Source organism: Rathayibacter sp. VKM Ac-2835 (genome assembly GCF_013266705.1).
Lineage (GTDB): Bacteria > Actinomycetota > Actinomycetes > Actinomycetales > Microbacteriaceae > Rathayibacter.
This window is the reverse complement of the sequence record NZ_JABSNQ010000002.1, coordinates 552,745-571,911: the sequence shown is the minus strand read 5'-3', so window position 1 is coordinate 571,911 and position 19,167 is coordinate 552,745. Positions and strand designations below refer to the sequence as shown.

The following is a 19,167-nucleotide window of genomic DNA, read 5'->3' as shown; positions in this document are numbered from 1 at the left end:
TCCCGCGCGGTCGCTTCCGCGCGGGACCGGTCCGTCCCCAGGAGACAGGCCCATGCCGACCTTCCGGCTCCTCGAACCCCGCCGCGTCGCGGGCGTCCCCCTGCGCGAGCTGGGCGACGCGTCGATGCCGAGCGGAGACGGCGATGTCCTGATCCGCAGCGTCACGCTCGCGCACCGCGAGATCTCCCCCGGCGCCCTGTTCGCGGCGCTGCCCGGCCGGCGCCGGCACGGGGCCGACTTCGCCGGCGAGGCCGCCGCGGCCGGAGCGGTCGCCGTGCTCACCGACGAGGCCGGGCTCGCGGCCGCGCGGGCGAGCGGCCTGCCGTTGCTGCTCTCCCCGGACCCGCGGGCCGCCCTCGGCGGGATCGCCGCCCGCGTCTACGGCACCGACCGCGACCGGCCCGAGCTGCTCGGCGTCACCGGCACCAACGGCAAGACCAGCACCGTGCACCTGCTCGACGCGGTGCTGCGCCGGCTCGGCGTGCCCTCCGGCCTCAGCTCGACCGCGGACCGCCGCAGCCGCGACACCGTCGTCGCCAGCCGCCTGACCTCGCCCGAGGCACCCGAGCTGCACGCGCTCCTCGCTCGGATGCGCGAGGACGGCGTCGCCTCCGCGGCGATCGAGGTCAGCGCGCAGGCGCTCATCCGCTCGCGCGTCGACGGCCTCGTCTTCGACGTCGCCGGCTTCACCAACCTCAGCCACGACCACCTGGACGACTTCGGCGACCTCGGCGCCTACCTCCGGGCGAAGCAGCGGCTCTTCACCCCCGAGCGCAGCCGGCGCGGCGTCGTCGTGGTCGACACTCCGGAGGGCCGGACGGTCGCCGCGGAGGCGGAGGTCCCGGTCGTCACCGTCGGCTCCACCGCGGAGGCGGACTGGCAGGTGGACGTCCTCGCGCTGAGCGCCGACGCGACCCGGTTCCGCCTGACCGCGCCCGACGGCTGGACCCTCACCACCTCCGTGCCGCTGATCGGCCGGCACATGGCGTCGAACGCGGCGCTGGCGCTGGTGATGCTCGCGACAGCCGGCCACGACCGCGACGCGCTCACCCATGCCGTCGCCGACGGCATCGACGTCGCCGTACCGGGCCGCACCCTGCTCGTCTCCGGCGAGGCCGGGCCGCGGCTCTACGTCGACTTCTCGCACACCCCCGACTCGGTCGCCCGCACCGTCGACGCCCTCCGCGAGGTCACCCCGGGCCGGGTGCTGGTGATCCTCGGCGCGGACGGCGACCGCGACCCGAGCAAGCGCGCGCCGATGGGCCGCGCGGCCGCCGAGCGGGCCGACCTGCTGATCGTCACCGACCACCACCCGCGCTCCGAGGACCCGGCGCGGATCCGCCGCGCCCTGCTCGACGGCGCCCGCGACGGCCGCTGCGAGGTGCAGGAGATCGCCGAGCCCGCGCTCGCCGTGCGCGCCGCCGTCGGCCGGGCCGGGGCGGACGACTCGATCCTCTGGGTCGGCCCGGGCGACACCGACTACCGCGTGGTGCTGGATCAGGACCTGCCGTACTCGCCGCGCGCCGATGCCGCGCTCGCTTTGGCGGAGGCGGGCTGGGCGGTCTGAGCCGCCGGCTCCCGCGGGCCCGTGCTTGACTGGCCGGGTCGTCGCGACCGGAGGGGGTGCAGGTGTTCTCCTCCCTCCCCGTGCGCCGGGTGCAGAAGCACCCGTCCGCGCTCGAGTACGTCGTCTGGCCCTCGACCCTGCCGCCGGTGCGCCAGGTGCTCGACGAGGGCTGGGACCTCGGCCCGGTCTCCGTGATCACCGGTGAGAACGGCTCCGGCAAGTCGACGCTGCTCGAGGCGATCGCGCTCGCCTACGGGCTGAACGCCGAGGGCGGCTCCACCGGCGCGATGCACTCGACCCGCGTCTCGGAGTCCGACCTCTCAGCAGCTGCAGCTGGTGCGCGGGGCGGGCGCCTCGAAGCGCGGCTTCTTCCTCCGCGCGGAGACGATGCACGGCTTCTTCACCTACCTCGAGGACATCGGCCTCGGCGACGCGGACTACCACGAGCGCTCCCACGGGGAGTCGTTCCTCGACATCGTGGTGAACCGCTCCCGGATCCGCGGGCTGTGGCTGCTCGACGAGCCGGAGTCGGCACTGTCGGTCTCGGGCTGCCTCGCGCTGATCGGCCAGCTGCGCTCGCTGGTCGCGGGCGGCTCGCAGGTGATCCTCTCGACGCACTCGCCGGTGCTCGCGGCGCTGCCGGGCGCTGACCTCTACGAGCTGGGCGAGTGGGGCCTGCGCCGCGCGGAGTACGACGACCTGGACCTCGTGCGGACCTGGCGCGGCTTCCTCGGCGACCCGCAGCGCTACCTCCGGCACCTGGACTGACCGGGGCCGCGCACACCATCAGCTGAGGAGGGTGGGCCTCCTCGGTGGGGGGAGGGACCCCCTTCTCCGCTGATGGTGTGCGGGGCTCACCGGCAGGCCGGCGCCGTCAGGCCGTTCAAGGCGAAGCTCTCGCCGGGATGCGCGGGCCGGATCGACGTGCGGAGGTGCTCGAAGGCGGCCTGCGTCGTCCCGCCCGCGCCGGGCGTGGCCCCGCAGTCCATTGACGACGAGGCGAACGAGTCGACGACCGGGCCGGAGCCGTCGGCCGCCTCCGCCGCGATCTCGGCGCCAATCGCGTAGCCGCTCCCCCGGTCGGCCAGCGCCGTCATCGTGCCGAGCACGCGCGGCCAGAGGACCGTGTCACGGAGCGAGCGCGGGGCGGCTGTCCCGGGAGCACCGGTCAGCGAGACGCTCAGGACCGTGCCGTTCAGGTGGACCGTCGACTCCCGCACCCCCGAGAACGCGCCGTCGATCTCGTGGGCGAGGCGCACGATCTCGTCGGCCGGGCGCTCCTCCTGCACGCGGATCGAGGCGGCGCCTCGGGTGTCGGTCGCGGGCTGCTCGATCGTCCAGTCGAGATCGCCCTCGGTGATCGCGGAGCGCTGGTCGAGGAGCAGATCGAGGGCGTCGAGCGCGGTCGCCGCACCCGCCGGGGCGAGGGCGATCGCGAGGACGGGGTAGGACTCGACCGTCCGCACCGAGAGGCTCCCGTCGATGCCGCGGCGCAGGGCGTCCCAGGCCTCGACGGGTGCGGTCCGGTCCCGCGGATCCGCGATCGCCAGGACGTCGTCGCCGGCCCGCAGCACCAGCTCGCTCAAGCGCCGCCCCGCCGGAGCCGTGCCGAGCGCCGCGTCGATCGCCGCGGACGCCGTCGCCGCGAGCGCGACGAGGCGCTCCGCCGGGCAGTCCTCCCGGGCGGTGACGTCGACGTCGAAGACCGCCGGCTCGTCGCGCGACAGCGGCGGCGCCGGACGCCACTGCGCCCTCGCGCTCTCGACGCAGTCGTCGGCCGACAGCGCCAGCTCGAGTCCCTCCGCCGGCCCCGTGCCGGTCGCGACGACCGCGATCGTCAGCAGCACCGCCGCGCCCGTCAGCGCCCGTCCCCGTCGTCCCATGCCGATGCCCCCGTCCGCTCTTGCCGCTGGTGCGGTCGAGGTGACAGTATCGAGATTCGATACGAAACGCACGTCTTTCGATACGCCAGCCTCTCCCGCCGCACCCCTCACGACCCAGCACTGTCACGACCCCGCACTCTCACGACCCAGGAGCCCCGCATGCCCCGACCCGTCCTCCTCGCGCTCCGCACCCTCCTGCTGGTGCTGCTGCTCGGCTGCGTGCTCGTGCAGCTCGCCGTCGGCCCGGTCGCCCGCGAGGCGCTCGACGGCGGACCGGTCGACGCGGTGCTCGTCGCCGTCGTCGTCGCCGGACTGCTCTGCGTCGAGGCCGTGCTGATCGCGGTCTGGCGGCTGCTCAGCCTGGTCCGCGACGACACGCTCTTCGCCGGCGACCACCGCTCCGACCTCTGGGTCGACCTCGCGATCGGCGCCTTCGTCTCCGGCGCGGTCCTCGCCGTCGTCGGCGCCGTGGCCTCGCTCGTCGCGGTGCCCGCGCCCGTCACGGCCCTCGCCTTCGGCCTCGTCGCCGTGGCGAGCGCGACGACCGCGCTGATCGTCGTCGTGATGCGGCGCCTGCTGCACCTCGCGGTGGAGCAGCGCAGCGAGCTCGCCGAGGTCGTCTGATGGCGATCGTGCTGCACCTCGACGTCGAGCTCGCCAAGCGCAAGATGTCGGTGACCGACCTGGCCGCCGCGGTCGGCATCACCACCGCGAACATCTCGATCCTCAAGAACGGCCGCGCCAAGGCCGTCCGCTTCTCCACCCTCGACGCGATCTGCGCGGTCCTCGACTGCCAGCCCGGCGACATCCTGAGCCGCGTGCCGGATGAGGAGGGGAGCAGCACCGCGCTCGTCGGTGACGCCTCCCGCTGAGAGCGCTCCCTCCAGACCCCGCGAAGGGGGACGTCGGGCGCGCTCGATCGTCTCCGCGCCGAAACAGGCGTGCAACATCCGGCTCCGAGACTGGGGAGGTTCCAAGCCCCCTCCCACTCGATCCGAAGGTTGTCGCTTGTCCCCCTCCCCCTCGTTCCGGAGGGTCGTCCGACTCTCCGCCGCCACCGCCCTGTGCACCGGACTCGCACTCGGCACCGCTCTCGCCGCCCCCGCGGCTCTCGGCGCGACCACTCCCCCCGTCGACGCGGCCGCCCCCGCGGTCGTCGACCTCAGCATCACCGACGCCCTGGCGCTCCTGCAGTCCGGCGCGACGACGTCCGTCGCCCTGACCCAGCGCTACCTCGACCGCATCGCGGCCTACGACGACCCCTACGGCGACCAGCCCGGTCTCGCAGCCGTCATCCTCGCCAACCCGGACGCGCTCGCCACGGCGGCCGAGCTCGACGCCGAGCGCGCGGCCGGCTCGCTCCGCGGCCCGCTGCACGGCATCCCGATCCTGGTGAAGGACAACTACGCCACGTTCGACATGCCCACCACCGCGGGCAGCGCCTCCCTGCACACGTACCAGACCAAGCTCGACTCGACGGCCGTGCAGCGCCTGCGCGACGCGGGCGCGATCATCCTCGCGAAGACCAACATGGCCGAGTTTGCCTGGCACGGCACCTACACGCTCAGCTCCGAGCGCGGCCGGACCAACAACCCGTACAACCAGGCCAACAGCGCCAGCGGCTCGAGCGGAGGCACCGGCGCGGCCGTCGCCGCCGGCTACGCCCCCGCGGGCCTCGGCACCGACACCTGCGGCTCGATCGTCGGACCGAGCGCGCACCAGAGCCTCGTCGGCTACCGGCCGACCATGGGGCTGACCAGCGTCACGGGCATCGTGCCGCTGTCGCCGCGCCAGGACGTCTCGGGCCCGATGACGACGACCGTCACCGACGCCGCGCTGCTGATGGAGGTGCTGGCGGGCTACGACCCGACCGACCCGCTGACCGTCATCGCGGATCAGCAGGACAGCTCCGACTACGTCGAGGGGCTCAGCGACACCGCGCTCGAGGGCAAGCGCATCGGCTACGTGCGCTGGGACTACGAGGAGGACCCGGCCCGCCCGGGCCTCGCCGAGACCACCGGGCTCGTCGACCAGGCGGTCCTCGACCTCGCCGCGCAGGGCGCCGAGATCGTGCCGGTGCCGACCTTCACCCGCGAATTCGTGGCGAACACGCTGGTGAGCGGCGGCTACCTCGACCTGCGCCCCGGCATCGACGCGTTCTTCGCGGACACCGAGGCGACCTGGCCCGAGGGCCTCGCCGGTCTCACGGAGCCGGCCGACGCGCTGACCTTCTCGGACGTCATGGCGGACGGGAAGACCTCGCTGCTGCCGGACGACGTCGCGTTCTTCAACAGCAACGCGGACATCCCGAACCCCGCCTACGACGCGGCGATCGCGGCGCAGGACGCGGGCAAGCTGGCGATGGACCAGTTCTTCCTCGACAACGACCTCGATGCCCTGGCGATGCCGACCAGCGCGACGGCGGCGACTCCCGACTGGGCGGGCACGACGTTCTGCGACGTCGGCGCGAACACCGGCGTCCCGACGGTCTCGCTGCCGGCCGGCTTCACCTCGACCGGAACCGCCGCCGGCCTCGAGCTGGCCGCCCCGCGCAGCCAGGACGCAGCGCTGCTGGCGATGTCCTACGACTACGAGCAGGCGACGCTGAACCGCGTGGCCCCGGCGTCGACCCCGGAGCTGGCCGCCGCGCCGACCCCGGAGCCGACGGCCTCGCCGACGGCCCCGCCGGTCGAGCCGACGGCTGAGCCCACGGCCGAGCCGACCGTGGCACCGACCGCCGAGCCGACCATGGCGCCGACGGCCGTGCCGACCGCGACCGCCGGGCCCGTCGCTCCGGCGCCGACCGCGACGCCGAAGCCCACGGCGAAGCCCGGCGCCGCTCTCGCGCACACCGGCGCCGAGGGCACGACCGGCCTCGCCGCGCTGGCCTTCGCCCTCATCGCCGGCGGCGCGGGTGCGCTCGCGCTGACGGCGACGCGCAGGCGCACCGCCCAGAAGTAACCACCGCACGGCACGCGGGGTCGGCGGGTCTCCGCCGGCCCCGCTTCCGCGTCTCGGCTGCGCAACTCACTCGCCCGACCTGCGCCCTCATGCTGATCGAGCAGCCCGCGCAGCGGGGGTATCGAGATCCACCACCGCTGGAAGGCGAGTCAGCAGACCCCGCATCCCGCCGGCACCGCTCAGGCGGCCACCGCGACCGGCTGGATCCGCGCCCGAGGCGCCCAGCCGAAGGCGATCGCCGCGACGGCGAGCGAGAGCTGCCCGACCCAGGGCAGCACCGCCGACACGAGCGACGCGTCGTAGCCGCTGGTCGCGAACGAGTCGGCGATCGACATCCCGATGCCGAAGCCGGTGAAGAAGCGGAAGAAGATCGCCGCGCCGGCCAGCGAGAGCATCACGATCACGAGGCGCCGCGGAGTGAGGGCGTCGCCGACCCGGTGCGCGGCGAGCGCCGCCACCAGCAGGGCCGGCACCGTCCAGAAGGCGGCCCAGACCGCCGTCAGCACGAGCGTGCCGTTCAACGAGAAGCCGTCGCGCTCAGCCAGGAGCCGGTAGATCGTGCCGAGCTCGGTGCCCGGGACCTTGGCGAGCGGATTCCACACCAGCAGGTCGATCCCGCCGACCACGACGACCGCGAGCACCAGCGCCGCCCCGCCGAGGGCGACCGGGACGCGCCGAGCCCGCGGGGCCGTCCGGTGCCCCCACACCACCGGCCGTGTCCCGCCGATCACCGCGACGCCCGTGGCGAGCCCCGCGCTCGCCACCAGGAAGCCGAGGAACAGCAGCCACCACGGCGCCCCCGGCACCAGCGCGCCGACCGTCACCATCGCCGGGCCCGCGATCGCCGCGAGCAGCGAGACCTTCGCGAGCCGCGTCTCCGCGGCGCGGGCGGCCCCGATCATGTGCGCGACCCCGACCAGCCCGACCACCAGCGCCAGGACCACGAGCGCCCGCCCCGTCGACTGCACGATGCCGACCACTCCCCCGGACACCCCCTCCGGGGCGACGCCGCCGCCGGTGAGGTACCCGCCGATCAGGATCACCGCGGCCGCCGTCAGCAGCCCGAGCCCGCGCCGCGCCAGCCGTCGCGGCCGGAGGAACCGCGGCTCCCCCGAGTGCACCGGCAGCCCGCGGTCGAGCGTCGCGCTGAGCACGAGCGCGCCGAGCACGACGTCGCCGCGCCGAAGGCCCGCCTCGTCCGCGCCGGCGACGTCGGCCCGCCACTCCTCGAGGTAGCGCTCGCGCGCGAGCGGAGGGAGGAGGAGGGCCAGGAGTCGCAGCAGCAGGTCGATCACGCGCGGGCCTCCGCTCCGGAGAGCCGGACCGCCCGGGCCGCGGCCGCCTCGAACCGCGCGACGGCGGTGGTCGCCGCCTCCGCCCCGTCGCTCGTCAGCTCGTACAGCCGGCGCCGCGGACCGCTGCGCTCGGTGTCCGCCTCCCACGCCGACGACACCCAGCCGGCGCCCTCGAGCCGCTCGAGGATCGGATACACGCTGCCCGCCGGCCGCCCCGTGCCCTTGATGACGAGCATCCCCCAGGTCGGCCCGGAGGCGTCGAGGAGCGCGCGGAGCACGTCCGCGGTCGCGGCGGTCATGCGGCTGAGCGGAGTCATGCGTCGAGGCTACCTATGTAGAGATAGGCCGGTCAACCGAGCGGCTGCGATACTCGCGGCATGACGCAGTTCAACCCCGCCGTGTTCCCCGAGCCCACCCCCGGCACCGGCCCGCAGGCCCCGAAGACCGGCAACGGCCTCGGCCTCGCCTCGCTGATCATCGGCATCGCCTCGCTCGTCGGCGCCGTCGTCCCGATCGTCAACTACGTCTCCGGCTTCGTCGCCTTCGTCGGCCTGGTGCTCGGCGTGATCGCGCTGTTCCTCAAGGGCCGGAGGAAGGGGACGGCCATCGCCGGCGTGATCCTCAACGCCGTGGCGATCCTGCTCTCGATCATCCTGGCGATCGTCTACACCGCCGGCTTCGCGACCGGCATCTCGAACGCGATCGCGACCGCGCAGGCCTCGGCGACGTCCGGGCCCCCGCAGGAACTGGTCTACGAGGTGACCGGCGCCGGGACCAGCACCTCGATCTTCTACACCACGCTCGACGGCACGAACTCCGGCGTGGAGCAGGTCGCCGGCCAGCCCCTCCCCTTCACCGAGGAGCAGCAGGTCGACAGCGGCGCCGCCTTCCAGGCCTTCTCCCTCACCGCGACGAACGGCGCCGACGACGAGGGCGACATCACCTGCCGCATCACCCTCGACGGCGAGGTCCTCGCCGAGGAGACCGCCACCGGCGCCTTCGCCTCCGCCGTCTGCGTCGCGACCTCGCAGTAGGGGCCCGCTGCGCATTTGTCATCGGTCATCACGTCGGCGGCTGCCTCGACACTTTCGAGGACGACGGGTTCCCCATCGACGCGACGGCGGGATTCGAACCCGCGTCAGCGGTGTTGCAGACCGCTCCCTGGCCTCTCGGGCACGCCGCGATGACGGCGGGAGACGGTGCTCGAGCACCGGTCCCGCGTGCATCCAGGGTGCTGCCCGGGCGCTCGCGAGCGAAGTCCACTACCCCCGATGACGGGGTGTTCCGCCGTGTGACGCGGTGGGCTGCACGATCGCGAGTGGACGAGGGCCTAGCCTCCGAGCGTGAACGAAGGACCCGAAGCGGCGACCACGAACAGGACGCGGAGCACACGACGGCGCCGCGCCCTCGTGATCGGCGGTGTGCTCGCCGTGCTGGTCGCGGTCCCCGCCGGGCTCGTGGCGCTCGCGCTCAGCGACTGGGGCGACCCGACGGCCGGGACGGTGCCGCCGGAGGGGGACGGCCGGGTGCTGGTCGCCCGGCTGCTGCCCGTGCTCGACGACGACGCGGCGATCGCCGAGCTCGTCCCTGCCGACACGGCGGAGCAGCGGGCGACGATCATGCGGTACTGCTCCGAGCTGGTCGGGACGGATCCGGTCGTGACGATCTACGACGCGATCGTGCCGACGCCCTTCAGCGTCTCCCTGCACACGGTGCCGCAGCCGGGAGTCGTCCCGCACCAGTGCGCGCTCGGGTTCAGCTGGGTGAAGGACGAGGGCTGGCACGTCGGCGCGGAGGAGAGCCGCCTGGGCTGACCCCCGCGCCGACGCGGACGGCTACTTGCGGAACATCCGGGCGGTCGTCTCGAACAGGCCCTTCACCGGGCGCTGCTGCTCGCCCTGCTGGGCACCGAGGATGATGATGACGGCGGTCAGCACGGGGATCGCCCACTGGGTGACCTTCTGGACGCGGAGCGCGGTGGTCAGCTCGTCGGAGTTGCTCGACGACGCCTCGGTGACGCCCTTGGCGCCCTCCTCGGCGTGCTTGGCCTGGGTCGCGCCGGCGATCGCGGCGGTGACGGAGGCGGCACCGGCGAGACCGGTGACGATCGTCTTCACGACGGTGTTGGTGCGGCTCTCCTGCTGGTTCGCGAGGCGGGTCTTGTTGGCGAGGATCAGGCCGATGCCGCCGACGCCGTGCGCCGCGATCGCCGCGAGCTGCACGGGGGTCCAGCGGGCCCAGCCGTTCGAGGCGAGGCGGAGGCGCTCCGAGGGGTCGGAGGAGGTGGACGCGGCGCCGTTCAGGCCGACGGCTCCCATCAGGGACCCGCCGAACCAGGCGGCGGCGCCGAGGTCGTGGAGGCTGCGGACGAGCGTGTTGCGTGAGGGCATGGAGGCCTCTTCCTGTGCATGGGTGGTCTCGGACGGCTGACTCCCGACGGTACGCGCGTGCCCGTGGATGGCACGGGGCTTGACCTCTCGCCCGCGGGGCGCTCGAGTGGATCCGGAGCGCTCGAGTGGAGCGGTACCGACCCGAGGAGCGAGCGCCATGAGCGACGAGACGACCGATAACGAGAAGCGCGGCATCCGCGACGACTTCCACGACGCCGTGAACATGACGGCGAAGGAGATCGAGGCGTGGCTCGAGAAGGACGAGTCGAAGGAGGTCGGCCAGAAGCCGGCGAGCGGCGGCGAGTCGGTCGGCCACCACAGCGGCCGCCGGATCATCGACATCCTCGGCACGAAGCAGGCCGACCTGAGCGAGGACGACTATGCGCACATGAAGAAGGTCACCGGCTACGTCGCCCGGCACTCGAAGCAGCGGCCCTCCGGTGACGTGACCGAGACGAAGTGGCGGTACTCGCTGATGAACTGGGGGAACGACCCGCTGAAGGGGTGACGTCCGCCGCACTCGCTGGCGAGGCGTCCCCGAACCGTCGATGCGTCCAGGTGCAACGGGACGCCTCGGCGGGAGCGGGACGCCTCGACGGCCGACGTGCCTGCGGTGGGTGGATCTCGATACGCACGCTGCGCGCGCTACTCGATCAGCATGGAGCAGGCGCCCGCCGAGCATGCTGGTCGAGTAGCCGCCGCAGTCGGCGTATCGAGATCCCGCTCAGTCGACCGCGCAGCTCGCGTCGATCGGGCCGATCACGCCGTCGGTCACCGGGACGATGCCGCAGTTCGGGAAGCCCGCGCGCGGCCGGTGCGCGGGGTCGATGGCGCGCAGGAGGCTGCCGAGCACCGTGCCGTGGGTGACGACGAGCACGTCGCCGTGCTCGGCGGCCGGCAGGATCAGCGCGAGCGCCGCCTCGACGCGCTCCCGCACCGAGGCGGCGGTGTCCGCGCGGCCGGAGGGGTCGTGCCGGTGGATCGCGTCGATGACGCTGTCCAGGCCCGCGTCGGTCATCCGCGGCCAGTCCGCCGAGGCCGGCACGTAGGAGTAGCCGTGGTCGGCGAAGACCGGCTCCCAGAGCGACGCGTTCGGCTGACCCTCGAAGCCGCCGAAGTGCCACTCCCGCAGCGTCGTCGTCGGCACCGGCTCGATCGACGGATGTCCCACGAGCGCCGCCGCGGCCGTGGTCCGCGTCCGCGTCAGGTCGCTCAGGAAGGCCGCGACCAGCGGAACCCCGCGCATCCGCTCGCCGAGCGCCGCGATCTGCCGCTCGCCCCGCGCGGTCAGCGGCGAGTCGCACCAGCCCTGCAGCTGGCCGTTGACGTTGAACAGCGTCTGGGCGTGCCGGACGAAGTGGACGGTGCCGCGGGTCATGGTGCTCTCTCCGTAGTGATTGACGGGACTGACAAGCGCCCTACTCCGGCGCCGCCCGCGCGATGTGCAGCGCCAGGAACGCCACCTCCTCGTTCGGCAGCTCCGCACCGTACTCCGCCCGCACGAACGCGCGCACCCGCTCCGCCGACGCGACGGCCCGCGGATACCGCGTGCTGAGGCTCGTGAAGAGGAAGTCGTCCGAGCTGACCAGCAGCCCGCCCGAGAAGAACCGCTCGGCGAAGTACTGCAGGTGCGCCACGAAGCGCGCCGAGCGCAGGTCCTCGCGGTCCAGCGCCGCCCCGCTCGTGTGCTGGATGATCGCCGTCACGGAGCGGATCAGCTGCACGATCCGCAGCGAGTCGATGCCGACCTTGCCCAGCTCCGCGTTGGCCAGGTGGAAGGCCACGTTCGCCGCCTCGTCGTCCGGCACGTCCACTCCGAGCCGCGCGCGCATCGCCGCGACCGCCCGCTCCCCCACCGCGTACTGCACGGGGTACACCGAGCGCATCTCCCAGGCCAGCCGGTTCGCGACCGCGAGGCCGCGCCGCTGCCGCTCCACCGCGAAGTGCAGATGGTCGGTCAGCGCGAGGTAGACGTGCGGGTCGAGCTTCAGCCCCTGCTCCTCCGCGTCGGCGACGACCGCGCGGGTCAGCTCGACGAACTCCGGCGGGATCTGCGCGAGCAGCTCGACGAGGTTCCGCTGGTCGGCGTCGTCGAGCGCGACGAACACCTGGTCCACCGCGGACGCCTCGATCACCTCGCCCGCCTTGGCGCCGAAGCCGATCCCCTTGCCGAGCAGCACCCGCTCGGCGCCGCGCTCGTCGACGACGAGCACGACGCTCGAGTTGAGCACCTTCTTGATGGTCTGCATGCGTGTCTCCGTCGACGGCGTCTGCGCGGCCCGGCGGGCAACTGGAGCGAGGAGGGTCATCCCAGGTCGGCGCCGTTGGACGCGATGACCCGCTGGTACCAGAAGAAGGAGTCCTTCCGGTACCGGTTCGTGCTGCCGTGGCCGAGGTCGTCCATGTCGACGTAGACGAACCCGTAGCGCTTCGAGATCTGCGAGCTGGAGGCGCTGATCAGGTCGATCGGCGCCCAGCTCACGTAGCCGAGGAGCTCCACACCCTCGTCGACCGCCTCGATCATCTGCTCGAAGTGCGCGCGGAAGTAGTCGATCCGGTAGGGGTCGTGGATGCGGGGGTCCTCCCCCTCATTGTCCGCCGGAACGAGCTCGTCCCGCATCCCGAGCCCGTTCTCCACGATGAACAGCGGCTTGCCGTAGCGGTCGTAGAGATCGATCAGCGAGATCCGCAGGCCGACCGGGTCGATCTGCCAGCCCCACTCGCTCGACTCGAGGAACGGGTTCTTCACCCCGAGCACCGTGTTGCCGGGGGTGCGCTCGGCGTCCGGGCGCACCGACTCCGTCATCGACATGTAGTAGCTGAACGAGATGAAGTCGACCGAGTGCTCGCGCAGCAGCTCGGCGTCCCCCTCCGCGAACGGGATCTCGACGCCGCGCGCAGCGAGCGCGCGCAGGGCGAGGCGCGGGTAGGCGCCGCCGGCCTGGACGTCGGTGCAGAGGTAGAGCATCCGCTCCTTGGCCTGGGTGGCCGCGACGTCGTCGGGGTGGCAGGTGTTCGGGTAGGTCGTCAGCATCGTGAGCATGCAGCCCATCCGCGCCTCGGGCCAGAGCTCGTGCAACGTCTTCGTGACCGACGCCGACGCGACGAACTGGTGGTGCAGCGCCGTGTAGCAGGCCTGCTCGACGCTGCCCTCGACGGTCTCCTCGATGATGCCGCCCGAGGTGAACGGATGGCGGATGATCCCGTCGATCTCGTTGAACGACAGCCACAGGTCGACGAGGTGGCCGAAGCGCTCGAAGCAGGTGCGGGCGAAGCGCTCGAACAGCTCGATCGTCCGGCGCTCGACCCAGGCGTTGTGCTTGAGCGCCAGGGCGAGCGGCGGGTCGTAGTGCGAGAGGGTGACCAGCGGCTCGATGCCCAGCCGCCGCATCTCGGTGAAGAGCGCGAGGTAGTAGGCGATGCCCTCCTCGAGCGGCTCCGCCTCCTCCCCCGTCGGGTAGAGCCGGGTCCAGGCGATCGAGACGCGGAGGGTGGTGAAGCCCATCTCCGCGAAGAGCGCCAGGTCGCCGGGGTAGCGGTGGTAGAAGTCGATGCCGCGGCGCTTGGGGTAGTACTCGGTGTCGTCGTCCGCCATCGCCGCGGTGATGCTCGCCACCGTGTTCTGATGGTGGATCGCGTACTCCTTGGGGTCGGCCTTCGGCTTGTAGGAGGCGACGTCACTGACGGCCGGCCCGCGCCCGCCCTCGCGCCACGCGCCCTCGACCTGGTTGGCGGCGAGTGCGCCGCCCCAACGGAATCCCTCAGGCAGCGCCATCGGCGAGCTCCTTCTCTTTCTGGGTGACGGTGATGATCGCATCGCCCGCCGACACGCGGTCGGCGGCCTCGATGAGCACGGTGTACTCGGCCGAGTTGGTGATCAGCACCGGGGTGGTGGTGTCGTAGCCGGCGGCGGTGATGGCCGCGAGGTCGGCGGTGAGCAGCAGCTGCCCGGCCTCGACGCGCTCGTCGACGGCGACGTGCACGTCGAAGGGCGCGCCGTCGAGCTGGACGGTGTCGAGGCCGACGTGGATGAGGGCCTCGACCCCGTCGTCGCGGCGCAGGCCGATGGCGTGCTTGGAGCTGAGGACGGCGATGACCGTCCCGGCGAACGGCGAGCGGACGACCCCGTCGGTGGGGCGGATGGCGATGCCCTCGCCGAGGACGCCGGCCGAGAAGACGGGGTCGTTCACCTCGCTCAGCGGGATGACGTCGCCGCTGAGCGGGGCGGTCAGCGCGGTCGCGTCGTCGGCGTCCTTCGCGACCACGTCGCCGAGGGCCTGGACGCTGGCGGAGGCGTCGTCGCGCCAGATGATGAAGGAGACGACGAACGAGACGGCGACCGAGATCAGCAGGCCGATGACCGCGTTGAGCAGGTTCCAGGGGTTGAGCCCGTCGATGAACATCGAGATGCTCGCGACGCCCGGGCTGACCAGCGCGAACGCGGCGACCTGGGTGGCGCCGATGTAGGCGCCGCCGACGACGCTGCCCGAGATGACCGAGATCAGCGCGCGCTTGTTCTGCAGAGTGACGCCGTAGAGGGCGGGCTCGGTGATGCCGAAGAGGGCCGAGAGTCCGCCGGAGAAGGCGGTCGCGCGCAGCGCCGCGCTCTTGGTGCGCAGGGCGATGGCGAGGCTGGAGCCGGCTTCGGCCGCGTTGTGCGCGAGCGAGGAGGCGAGGTAGAAGGTGTCCTTGCCCGCGCTGGCCATCGTCGCGATGGTCGGCGGGATGAAGGCCTTGTGCATGCCGACCGAGATGATCAGCGGCAGCACGCCGGCGAGGAGCGCGACGGCCACCCAGCCGAGCGCGCCGTAGAGGCCGATCAGGGCGCCGGTGAGCATCGAGCCGAGCCAGTAGCCGAGCGGGCCGAGCAGGAAGATCGTGGCCGGAGCGACGATGACGAGGCACATCAGCGGCACGTAGAAGGTGCGGATCGGCCCCCACGAGTGCTTCGTGAAGAAGCGCTCGACGACCGAGAGGAGGAGGACCGCGAGGATCGCCGGGAACACCTGCGCGTTGTAGGCGATCACCGGGACCGGGATGCCGAAGAGGGCGACCCCGCCCTCCTGGTTGAGCAGGGTGGTGAAGGCCGGGAAGACCAGGACTCCGACGAGTCCGAGGGCGAGCGGTCGATTCACGTCGAGCTTCTTGGCGCTCGTGTACGCGACGAGGAGCGGCAGGAAGCCGAACACCGCGTCCGGGATGGCGGACAGCAGCTTGAAGTTGTCGGACGCCGGGTCGAGCCAGCCCACCGCGGAGGCGAGGACGAGGAACGACTTGAAGATGCCGGCGCCGGCGATGGCCGGGATGATGGGCGTGAAGACGCTGACGACGAAGTCCATGACCGTCGCGCCGAGGCGCTTGAGCGAGCGCGGCTGCTTCGCCTTCGGGGCCGTCGCCTCGGTGCCGCCGCGCAGCTTCTCGACCGCCGCGTACATCTCGGCGACGCCGTTGCCGACGATGACCTGCGTCTGCGGCCCCATGACGACGCCGATCACGCCGGGCACCGCCTTCAGGGCGTCCACATCGGCCTTCTGGTCGTCCGCGAGCGCGAAGCGCAGGCGGGTCGAGCAGTGCTGCAGCTTCGAGACGTTGCCGGCGCCGCCGACGTGCTCGAGGATCGCCTTCGCGCTGTCCTGGGTACTCATCGGTACTCCTTCGGGTGTGTGGGGGACGCGCGCTTCCCTGCGCTGTGCTGCATCGCGTTCTCGCTGCTTCCGTCGCTGTCCCCGCACCGTCATCGGCGCGTCAGGAGGCGTCCGGGCACAAAAAAAGGACCCGACGACGCTGCTTACGCGTTTCGTCGGATCCTGCCTGCACGACCAGTCACATGTCCGAGAGTGAACGTAACACGGGGGTGGCGGGGGCGTCAAAGACGGGGCGGAGGCGCGGCTTGCTCAGCGGCCCGGCCTCGAAACCAAGGCTGAGCGCCTGGAGGGCTGCACACTCCGGCGAAGAGCGCCCCTCAGCCTTGGTTGTGAGGGTGCCCCATGATGGAGTCGTGGATGTCCTCGACGTTGTTGCTGCCGTCATCGAGAGCGACGGCCGCATCCTGGCCTGCCGCCGCCGACCGGAGAAGGACGCCGGCGGCAAATGGGAGTTCCCGGGCGGCAAGGTCGAGGCCGGCGAGACCCACGAACAGGCACTGATGCGCGAGGTATCGGAGGAGCTCGGCGTTCCCGTTACGGTCGGTGACCTGCTGACCACTGACGATAGCCAGGTCGGAAGCCGAATCATCCGCCTCAGTTGCTGGTGGGCGTCCTTAGCCGGAGCTACGCCCGTGTCGAGCACTGACCACGACCAGCTGAAATGGCTCACGCGAAGTGAGCTTGGCCCATTGAATTGGGCAGCGCCCGATCTTGCAGCAGTTGCAAGACTGACACTCAACCACTAATCTCCACTATCTCAAATATTTCTGCTCGGCGCACTATCAACAAAATACCTAAGCTCGCAAGCAACCGCTGAAGGTCTTCAGCGGGATCGTCAGGCAGTAGGACCACAGGGACCACGGTACGATCTTCTAAACGCGCGAGATGCGCATAATCCAAGACTTGTCCGATAGCCATACGCACATTTTCTCGAGAACTTGATCGTTTCGCTTCCACGATCCAACCGGTTGCTGGAACGAAGAAATCGGGGTGCAGACGCGTCGATCCAGTCTGGAGAGGAAGGGAGGAAGGTGGCATTGCCTTCAAAAGCAACCACTTGGCGAATGCTACCTGAAGCTCAAATTCCACACGAGTCATTACTCGATCTTCTACTTGCGCGAGCTCAGAACGCGGTATCACAACATCGCTATGATCGGGCGTGACCCATGGCTTGAGACCGGTCGCGCTTCTCGCACTTCCATTCTGGACGTCAATCAGGATATCTTCATCTCGATCTTTCCGGGGCTCTAGCTTGAAAATAATGCCATCTCGCATCTTTTCATCTTCTCCTGGAATTCTCTTCATTTCGAACGAAGGGCTACCGTTCTTGAACGCACCCATGTAACGAACCCTCACCCCTTTGACGGTGAAGAATCTGATCGTTTTTCCATCTTCATTAGCGTTCAATAATGCCTTATTCGAGTCTTCAAATACTTGGGGACCAGAAGCCCCGTGACCCGTATAGGAATAGGATCCATCCGCCTGAGGACCTTCGTAAATGTCATATCCGAACCGAGCGCCTTGCTTCGGATTGGTGAAAACGAAGATCTCGGGTAGCTCTTGCGATGGAGCGATACCACTTTGCCAAGTACCGCCAAGCGCGATGAGCAGCGACCTTCGAAGGATCTCACGGCCTACCTGTAGATCAAATGTCCGCGAGGACACCGGAGGAGCGGGGTGATCTTTTCTAAACGCCCGAAGGCCAGCCTGAGTGAAGCTCCACCCTTGTGCGCGATCCTCGGACACACCGAAGTGGTCTTGTAACAGACTGCTCGCATCCCGCCAGGGGATGTTTAGCTCGAAGGCAAGGTCAGAGGTATATAAATGCGACGGCATCTTGGCAGCATAGGAACGGTCGGCGCGGATCATGGCGAGATTCGCTCGTGTCCGCACGACTCATTTCTGTCAATGCGGCATCCTCAACATAGAGCCTTTTGCGTCGCTGATTCGCGATTCTGCACTAAGAATTGAGCTCCGGCCCCAATCGAGTTGGTCGTTCACTTTAGCGCGCGATTCCCCGAATCAGTCGCGAAGACGAGACAACGCCCTCGACATCTCGGCACCTAAACCCACCATCTACCCCTGGCCACCGTCGGCAGTAAGTTCGATTCTTATCCGCTAATTATTAGCATGAGCTCTTCGCCGCTTATACGCCCTGCCATTGCGGATTAATGGGTACTGCGATCTAATAACCATACGCGGTAGCCGAACCCTCTAGTGATACCAAGATTACGATCCGAATATGTTCGTAAGTTGACCCTCCGCATCGGTGCACCGAGCTCTCGTGCAAACTTTTCATTTAATGCACGGGCTGCTCTGTTGTCGTCTTGCGTGGCAACCACCAAATCACGCTGTTCATCGCCTTCCGCTGCAGCATAAAGTAGCGCCAGTCCTATTCCTCGCCTCTGCGCGCCAGGCGCAACCGCAACAACTTGAATAAATATCGGATCAGAGGCACATGCTCCTGGCATTGCAACGCAGAAACCTACATGAGTCCCGCTGATTTCGGCGAGAAACACAAGCTTGTCCACGACTGTTGAATAGTTATTTCGTATCGATTGGACTGTGATTGGCGAGCACATGACTTGCAGGTCCTTCATGCGACGAGCGTCTGTAGCAGTCGCGCTTGCCTTCCGAATTGACGCGTCGGTCGTCGACAACGTCCGTAAACTTTCCACCCACGTCACGAAACTCGTGTCCCCACTCAGCGGATACTTCGGTTCGTGAGCCTCAAAATCGTCTTCATCCATGCACTCATTGTCGGCGGATCGGCCGCTTCGCACCACACATGCAAACGAAAAGTTGCACGGTGTGCAGATGCGCTCTAGCCCGCATAGCACCAGCAGGCGTCAGCACCGCAACGGTACTGCCTCCGACGCCTTCAGGTTCTGGGCGCCAACCCCGAGGGCGTGCACGCCCAACGCCCCCGAGCTAATACATACGCGTACTGCCGCCTTACCTAATTCCGCGACACCATCCGCTCGCGTCTACATTCAGCCTTCCTTTGTTCCTCCTCCCATCCGCGGAGGACAACTTGGATCTGCTCAGCCCGCCACCGACCGTGCGCGCCCGTATTCGACGACCAGGCGCAGAACGGCTCGTCCCGCTGCGGGTCACCGCCCGGCGAGAATCACGATCCCAGACGCAACCAGGAAGGCCGCGACAGTGACTGCCGCACGGGCTACCGGGATCCACCAAATGCGGCGGGACTTGTCGGGGCGAAGGAGTGCGACCAGCGTCGCGAGCGCGGACAGGCTCACAGCTCCGGGGACGATCCACATCGTCTCGCCCAGAACCGAGACGCCGTCCAGGCGGTCGTTCACGCGGTTCGCATCGAAGGTCAAGTTCTCGATGAGGACGAGGACGAAGAGGATCGCGCCGAGCACGAGCAGGAGGACGAGCAGCAGGATCGCCGTGACGCGGTCC

General features: G+C 70.1%; 20 protein-coding genes, 1 tRNA gene and 1 pseudogene. 10 read left to right on the top strand and 12 right to left on the bottom strand.

Features of this window, described 5'->3' with window-relative positions; translation table 11 throughout:
- The first annotated feature begins 52 nt into the window (after positions 1–52).
- The 3 genes and pseudogenes from HRK28_RS10505 (at position 53) to HRK28_RS20825 (ending at position 2,335) form a co-directional block, all read left to right on the top strand.
- Positions 53–1,567, top strand: a complete 1,515-nt coding sequence (locus HRK28_RS10505) for a Mur ligase family protein (protein WP_173251437.1) — start codon at positions 53–55, stop codon at positions 1,565–1,567.
- A 56-nt stretch (positions 1,568–1,623) separates the two neighbouring features.
- Positions 1,624–1,797 (top strand): annotated as a pseudogene (locus tag HRK28_RS20830) (AAA family ATPase); the annotation flags it as partial.
- A gap of 106 nt (positions 1,798–1,903) precedes the next feature.
- Positions 1,904–2,335, top strand: coding sequence for a hypothetical protein (locus HRK28_RS20825; protein ID WP_367948431.1), 432 nt, complete (start codon positions 1,904–1,906; stop codon positions 2,333–2,335).
- 86 nt (positions 2,336–2,421) lie between these two features.
- On the opposite strand, the gene HRK28_RS10495 is transcribed toward HRK28_RS20825, so the two are convergent.
- Positions 2,422–3,450, bottom strand: coding sequence for a hypothetical protein (locus tag HRK28_RS10495; RefSeq protein WP_173251436.1), 1,029 nt, complete (start codon positions 3,448–3,450; stop codon positions 2,422–2,424).
- Between the two features lie 159 nt (positions 3,451–3,609).
- Between HRK28_RS10495 and HRK28_RS10490 the strand changes: the two genes are divergently transcribed.
- The 3 genes from HRK28_RS10490 to HRK28_RS10480 all read left to right on the top strand — a co-directional run bounded on the left by HRK28_RS10490 (position 3,610) and on the right by HRK28_RS10480 (position 6,411).
- Positions 3,610–4,074, top strand: a complete 465-nt coding sequence (locus HRK28_RS10490) for a DUF2975 domain-containing protein (RefSeq protein WP_160090756.1) — start codon at positions 3,610–3,612, stop codon at positions 4,072–4,074.
- On the top strand, positions 4,074–4,322 hold the full coding sequence (locus HRK28_RS10485; protein ID WP_173251434.1) for a helix-turn-helix transcriptional regulator: 249 nt from the start codon (positions 4,074–4,076) through the stop codon (positions 4,320–4,322). Before HRK28_RS10490 ends, HRK28_RS10485 begins: the two co-directional genes overlap by 1 nt.
- A gap of 136 nt (positions 4,323–4,458) precedes the next feature.
- Positions 4,459–6,411 (top strand): amidase, encoded by a 1,953-nt coding sequence (locus tag HRK28_RS10480; RefSeq protein WP_254304734.1) that lies wholly within the window; start codon positions 4,459–4,461, stop codon positions 6,409–6,411.
- 179 nt (positions 6,412–6,590) lie between these two features.
- On the opposite strand, the gene HRK28_RS10475 is transcribed toward HRK28_RS10480, so the two are convergent.
- Together HRK28_RS10475 and HRK28_RS10470 are read right to left on the bottom strand one after the other, a co-directional pair.
- Positions 6,591–7,706, bottom strand: coding sequence for a hypothetical protein (locus HRK28_RS10475; RefSeq protein WP_173251430.1), 1,116 nt, complete (start codon positions 7,704–7,706; stop codon positions 6,591–6,593).
- Positions 7,703–8,023, bottom strand: coding sequence for a PadR family transcriptional regulator (locus HRK28_RS10470; RefSeq protein ID WP_173251428.1), 321 nt, complete (start codon positions 8,021–8,023; stop codon positions 7,703–7,705). The genes HRK28_RS10475 and HRK28_RS10470 overlap by 4 nt, the downstream gene beginning before the upstream one ends.
- Before the next feature lie 60 nt (positions 8,024–8,083).
- Between HRK28_RS10470 and HRK28_RS10465 the strand changes: the two genes are divergently transcribed.
- The gene (locus tag HRK28_RS10465) at positions 8,084–8,740 is read left to right on the top strand and encodes an MmpS family transport accessory protein (protein ID WP_173251426.1); all 657 of its coding nucleotides are present in this window, start codon (positions 8,084–8,086) and stop codon (positions 8,738–8,740) included.
- A 78-nt stretch (positions 8,741–8,818) separates the two neighbouring features.
- On the opposite strand, the gene HRK28_RS10460 is transcribed toward HRK28_RS10465, so the two are convergent.
- Positions 8,819–8,889: transfer RNA gene (locus HRK28_RS10460), tRNA-Cys, on the bottom strand.
- 160 nt (positions 8,890–9,049) lie between these two features.
- Here HRK28_RS10460 and HRK28_RS10455 point away from each other — a divergent pair.
- On the top strand, positions 9,050–9,520 hold the full coding sequence (locus HRK28_RS10455) for a hypothetical protein (RefSeq protein WP_173251424.1): 471 nt from the start codon (positions 9,050–9,052) through the stop codon (positions 9,518–9,520).
- Positions 9,521–9,541: 21 nt separating this feature from the next.
- Here the strand turns inward: HRK28_RS10455 and HRK28_RS10450 are convergent, their stop codons facing one another.
- Positions 9,542–10,096: a hypothetical protein gene (locus tag HRK28_RS10450; protein WP_160090764.1), complete on the bottom strand. Its 555-nt coding sequence runs from the start codon at positions 10,094–10,096 to the stop codon at positions 9,542–9,544.
- 157 nt (positions 10,097–10,253) lie between these two features.
- On the opposite strand from HRK28_RS10450, the gene HRK28_RS10445 reads away from it, so the two are divergent.
- A complete protein-coding gene (locus HRK28_RS10445; protein WP_173251422.1) occupies positions 10,254–10,604 on the top strand; it encodes a DUF3140 domain-containing protein in 351 nt (116 codons plus the stop codon).
- 216 nt (positions 10,605–10,820) lie between these two features.
- Here the strand turns inward: HRK28_RS10445 and HRK28_RS10440 are convergent, their stop codons facing one another.
- Genes HRK28_RS10440 through HRK28_RS10425 form a run of 4 tightly spaced genes read right to left on the bottom strand, consistent with a single transcriptional unit; the run spans position 10,821 to position 15,741 of the window.
- Positions 10,821–11,474: a histidine phosphatase family protein gene (locus HRK28_RS10440; protein ID WP_123732760.1), complete on the bottom strand. Its 654-nt coding sequence runs from the start codon at positions 11,472–11,474 to the stop codon at positions 10,821–10,823.
- 40 nt (positions 11,475–11,514) lie between these two features.
- The gene (locus tag HRK28_RS10435) at positions 11,515–12,345 is read right to left on the bottom strand and encodes a PRD domain-containing protein (protein ID WP_123705439.1); all 831 of its coding nucleotides are present in this window, start codon (positions 12,343–12,345) and stop codon (positions 11,515–11,517) included.
- A 56-nt stretch (positions 12,346–12,401) separates the two neighbouring features.
- A complete protein-coding gene (locus HRK28_RS10430) occupies positions 12,402–13,871 on the bottom strand; it encodes a family 1 glycosylhydrolase (protein WP_173251420.1) in 1,470 nt (489 codons plus the stop codon).
- Positions 13,858–15,741 carry a beta-glucoside-specific PTS transporter subunit IIABC gene (locus HRK28_RS10425; RefSeq protein WP_173251418.1) on the bottom strand — a complete coding sequence of 628 codons (1,884 nt, stop codon included), beginning with the start codon at positions 15,739–15,741 and terminating at the stop codon, positions 13,858–13,860. Before HRK28_RS10425 ends, HRK28_RS10430 begins: the two co-directional genes overlap by 14 nt.
- Positions 15,742–16,094: 353 nt before the next feature.
- Here HRK28_RS10425 and HRK28_RS10420 point away from each other — a divergent pair, with 353 nt between their 5' ends.
- Positions 16,095–16,487, top strand: coding sequence for a (deoxy)nucleoside triphosphate pyrophosphohydrolase (locus HRK28_RS10420; RefSeq protein WP_367948391.1), 393 nt, complete (start codon positions 16,095–16,097; stop codon positions 16,485–16,487).
- Here HRK28_RS10420 and HRK28_RS10415 read toward each other — a convergent pair.
- The 3 genes from HRK28_RS10415 to HRK28_RS10405 form a co-directional block, all read right to left on the bottom strand.
- Entirely contained in the window at positions 16,477–17,610 is a 1,134-nt protein-coding gene (locus HRK28_RS10415) for a hypothetical protein (protein WP_173251414.1), read from the bottom strand. The two genes, HRK28_RS10420 and HRK28_RS10415, sit on opposite strands and share 11 nt — an antisense overlap.
- A gap of 299 nt (positions 17,611–17,909) precedes the next feature.
- The gene (locus tag HRK28_RS10410; RefSeq protein ID WP_173251412.1) at positions 17,910–18,491 is read right to left on the bottom strand and encodes a GNAT family N-acetyltransferase; all 582 of its coding nucleotides are present in this window, start codon (positions 18,489–18,491) and stop codon (positions 17,910–17,912) included.
- 363 nt (positions 18,492–18,854) lie between these two features.
- Entirely contained in the window at positions 18,855–19,127 is a 273-nt protein-coding gene (locus HRK28_RS10405) for a hypothetical protein (protein WP_173251410.1), read from the bottom strand.
- Between the last annotated feature and the right edge of the window lie 40 nt (positions 19,128–19,167).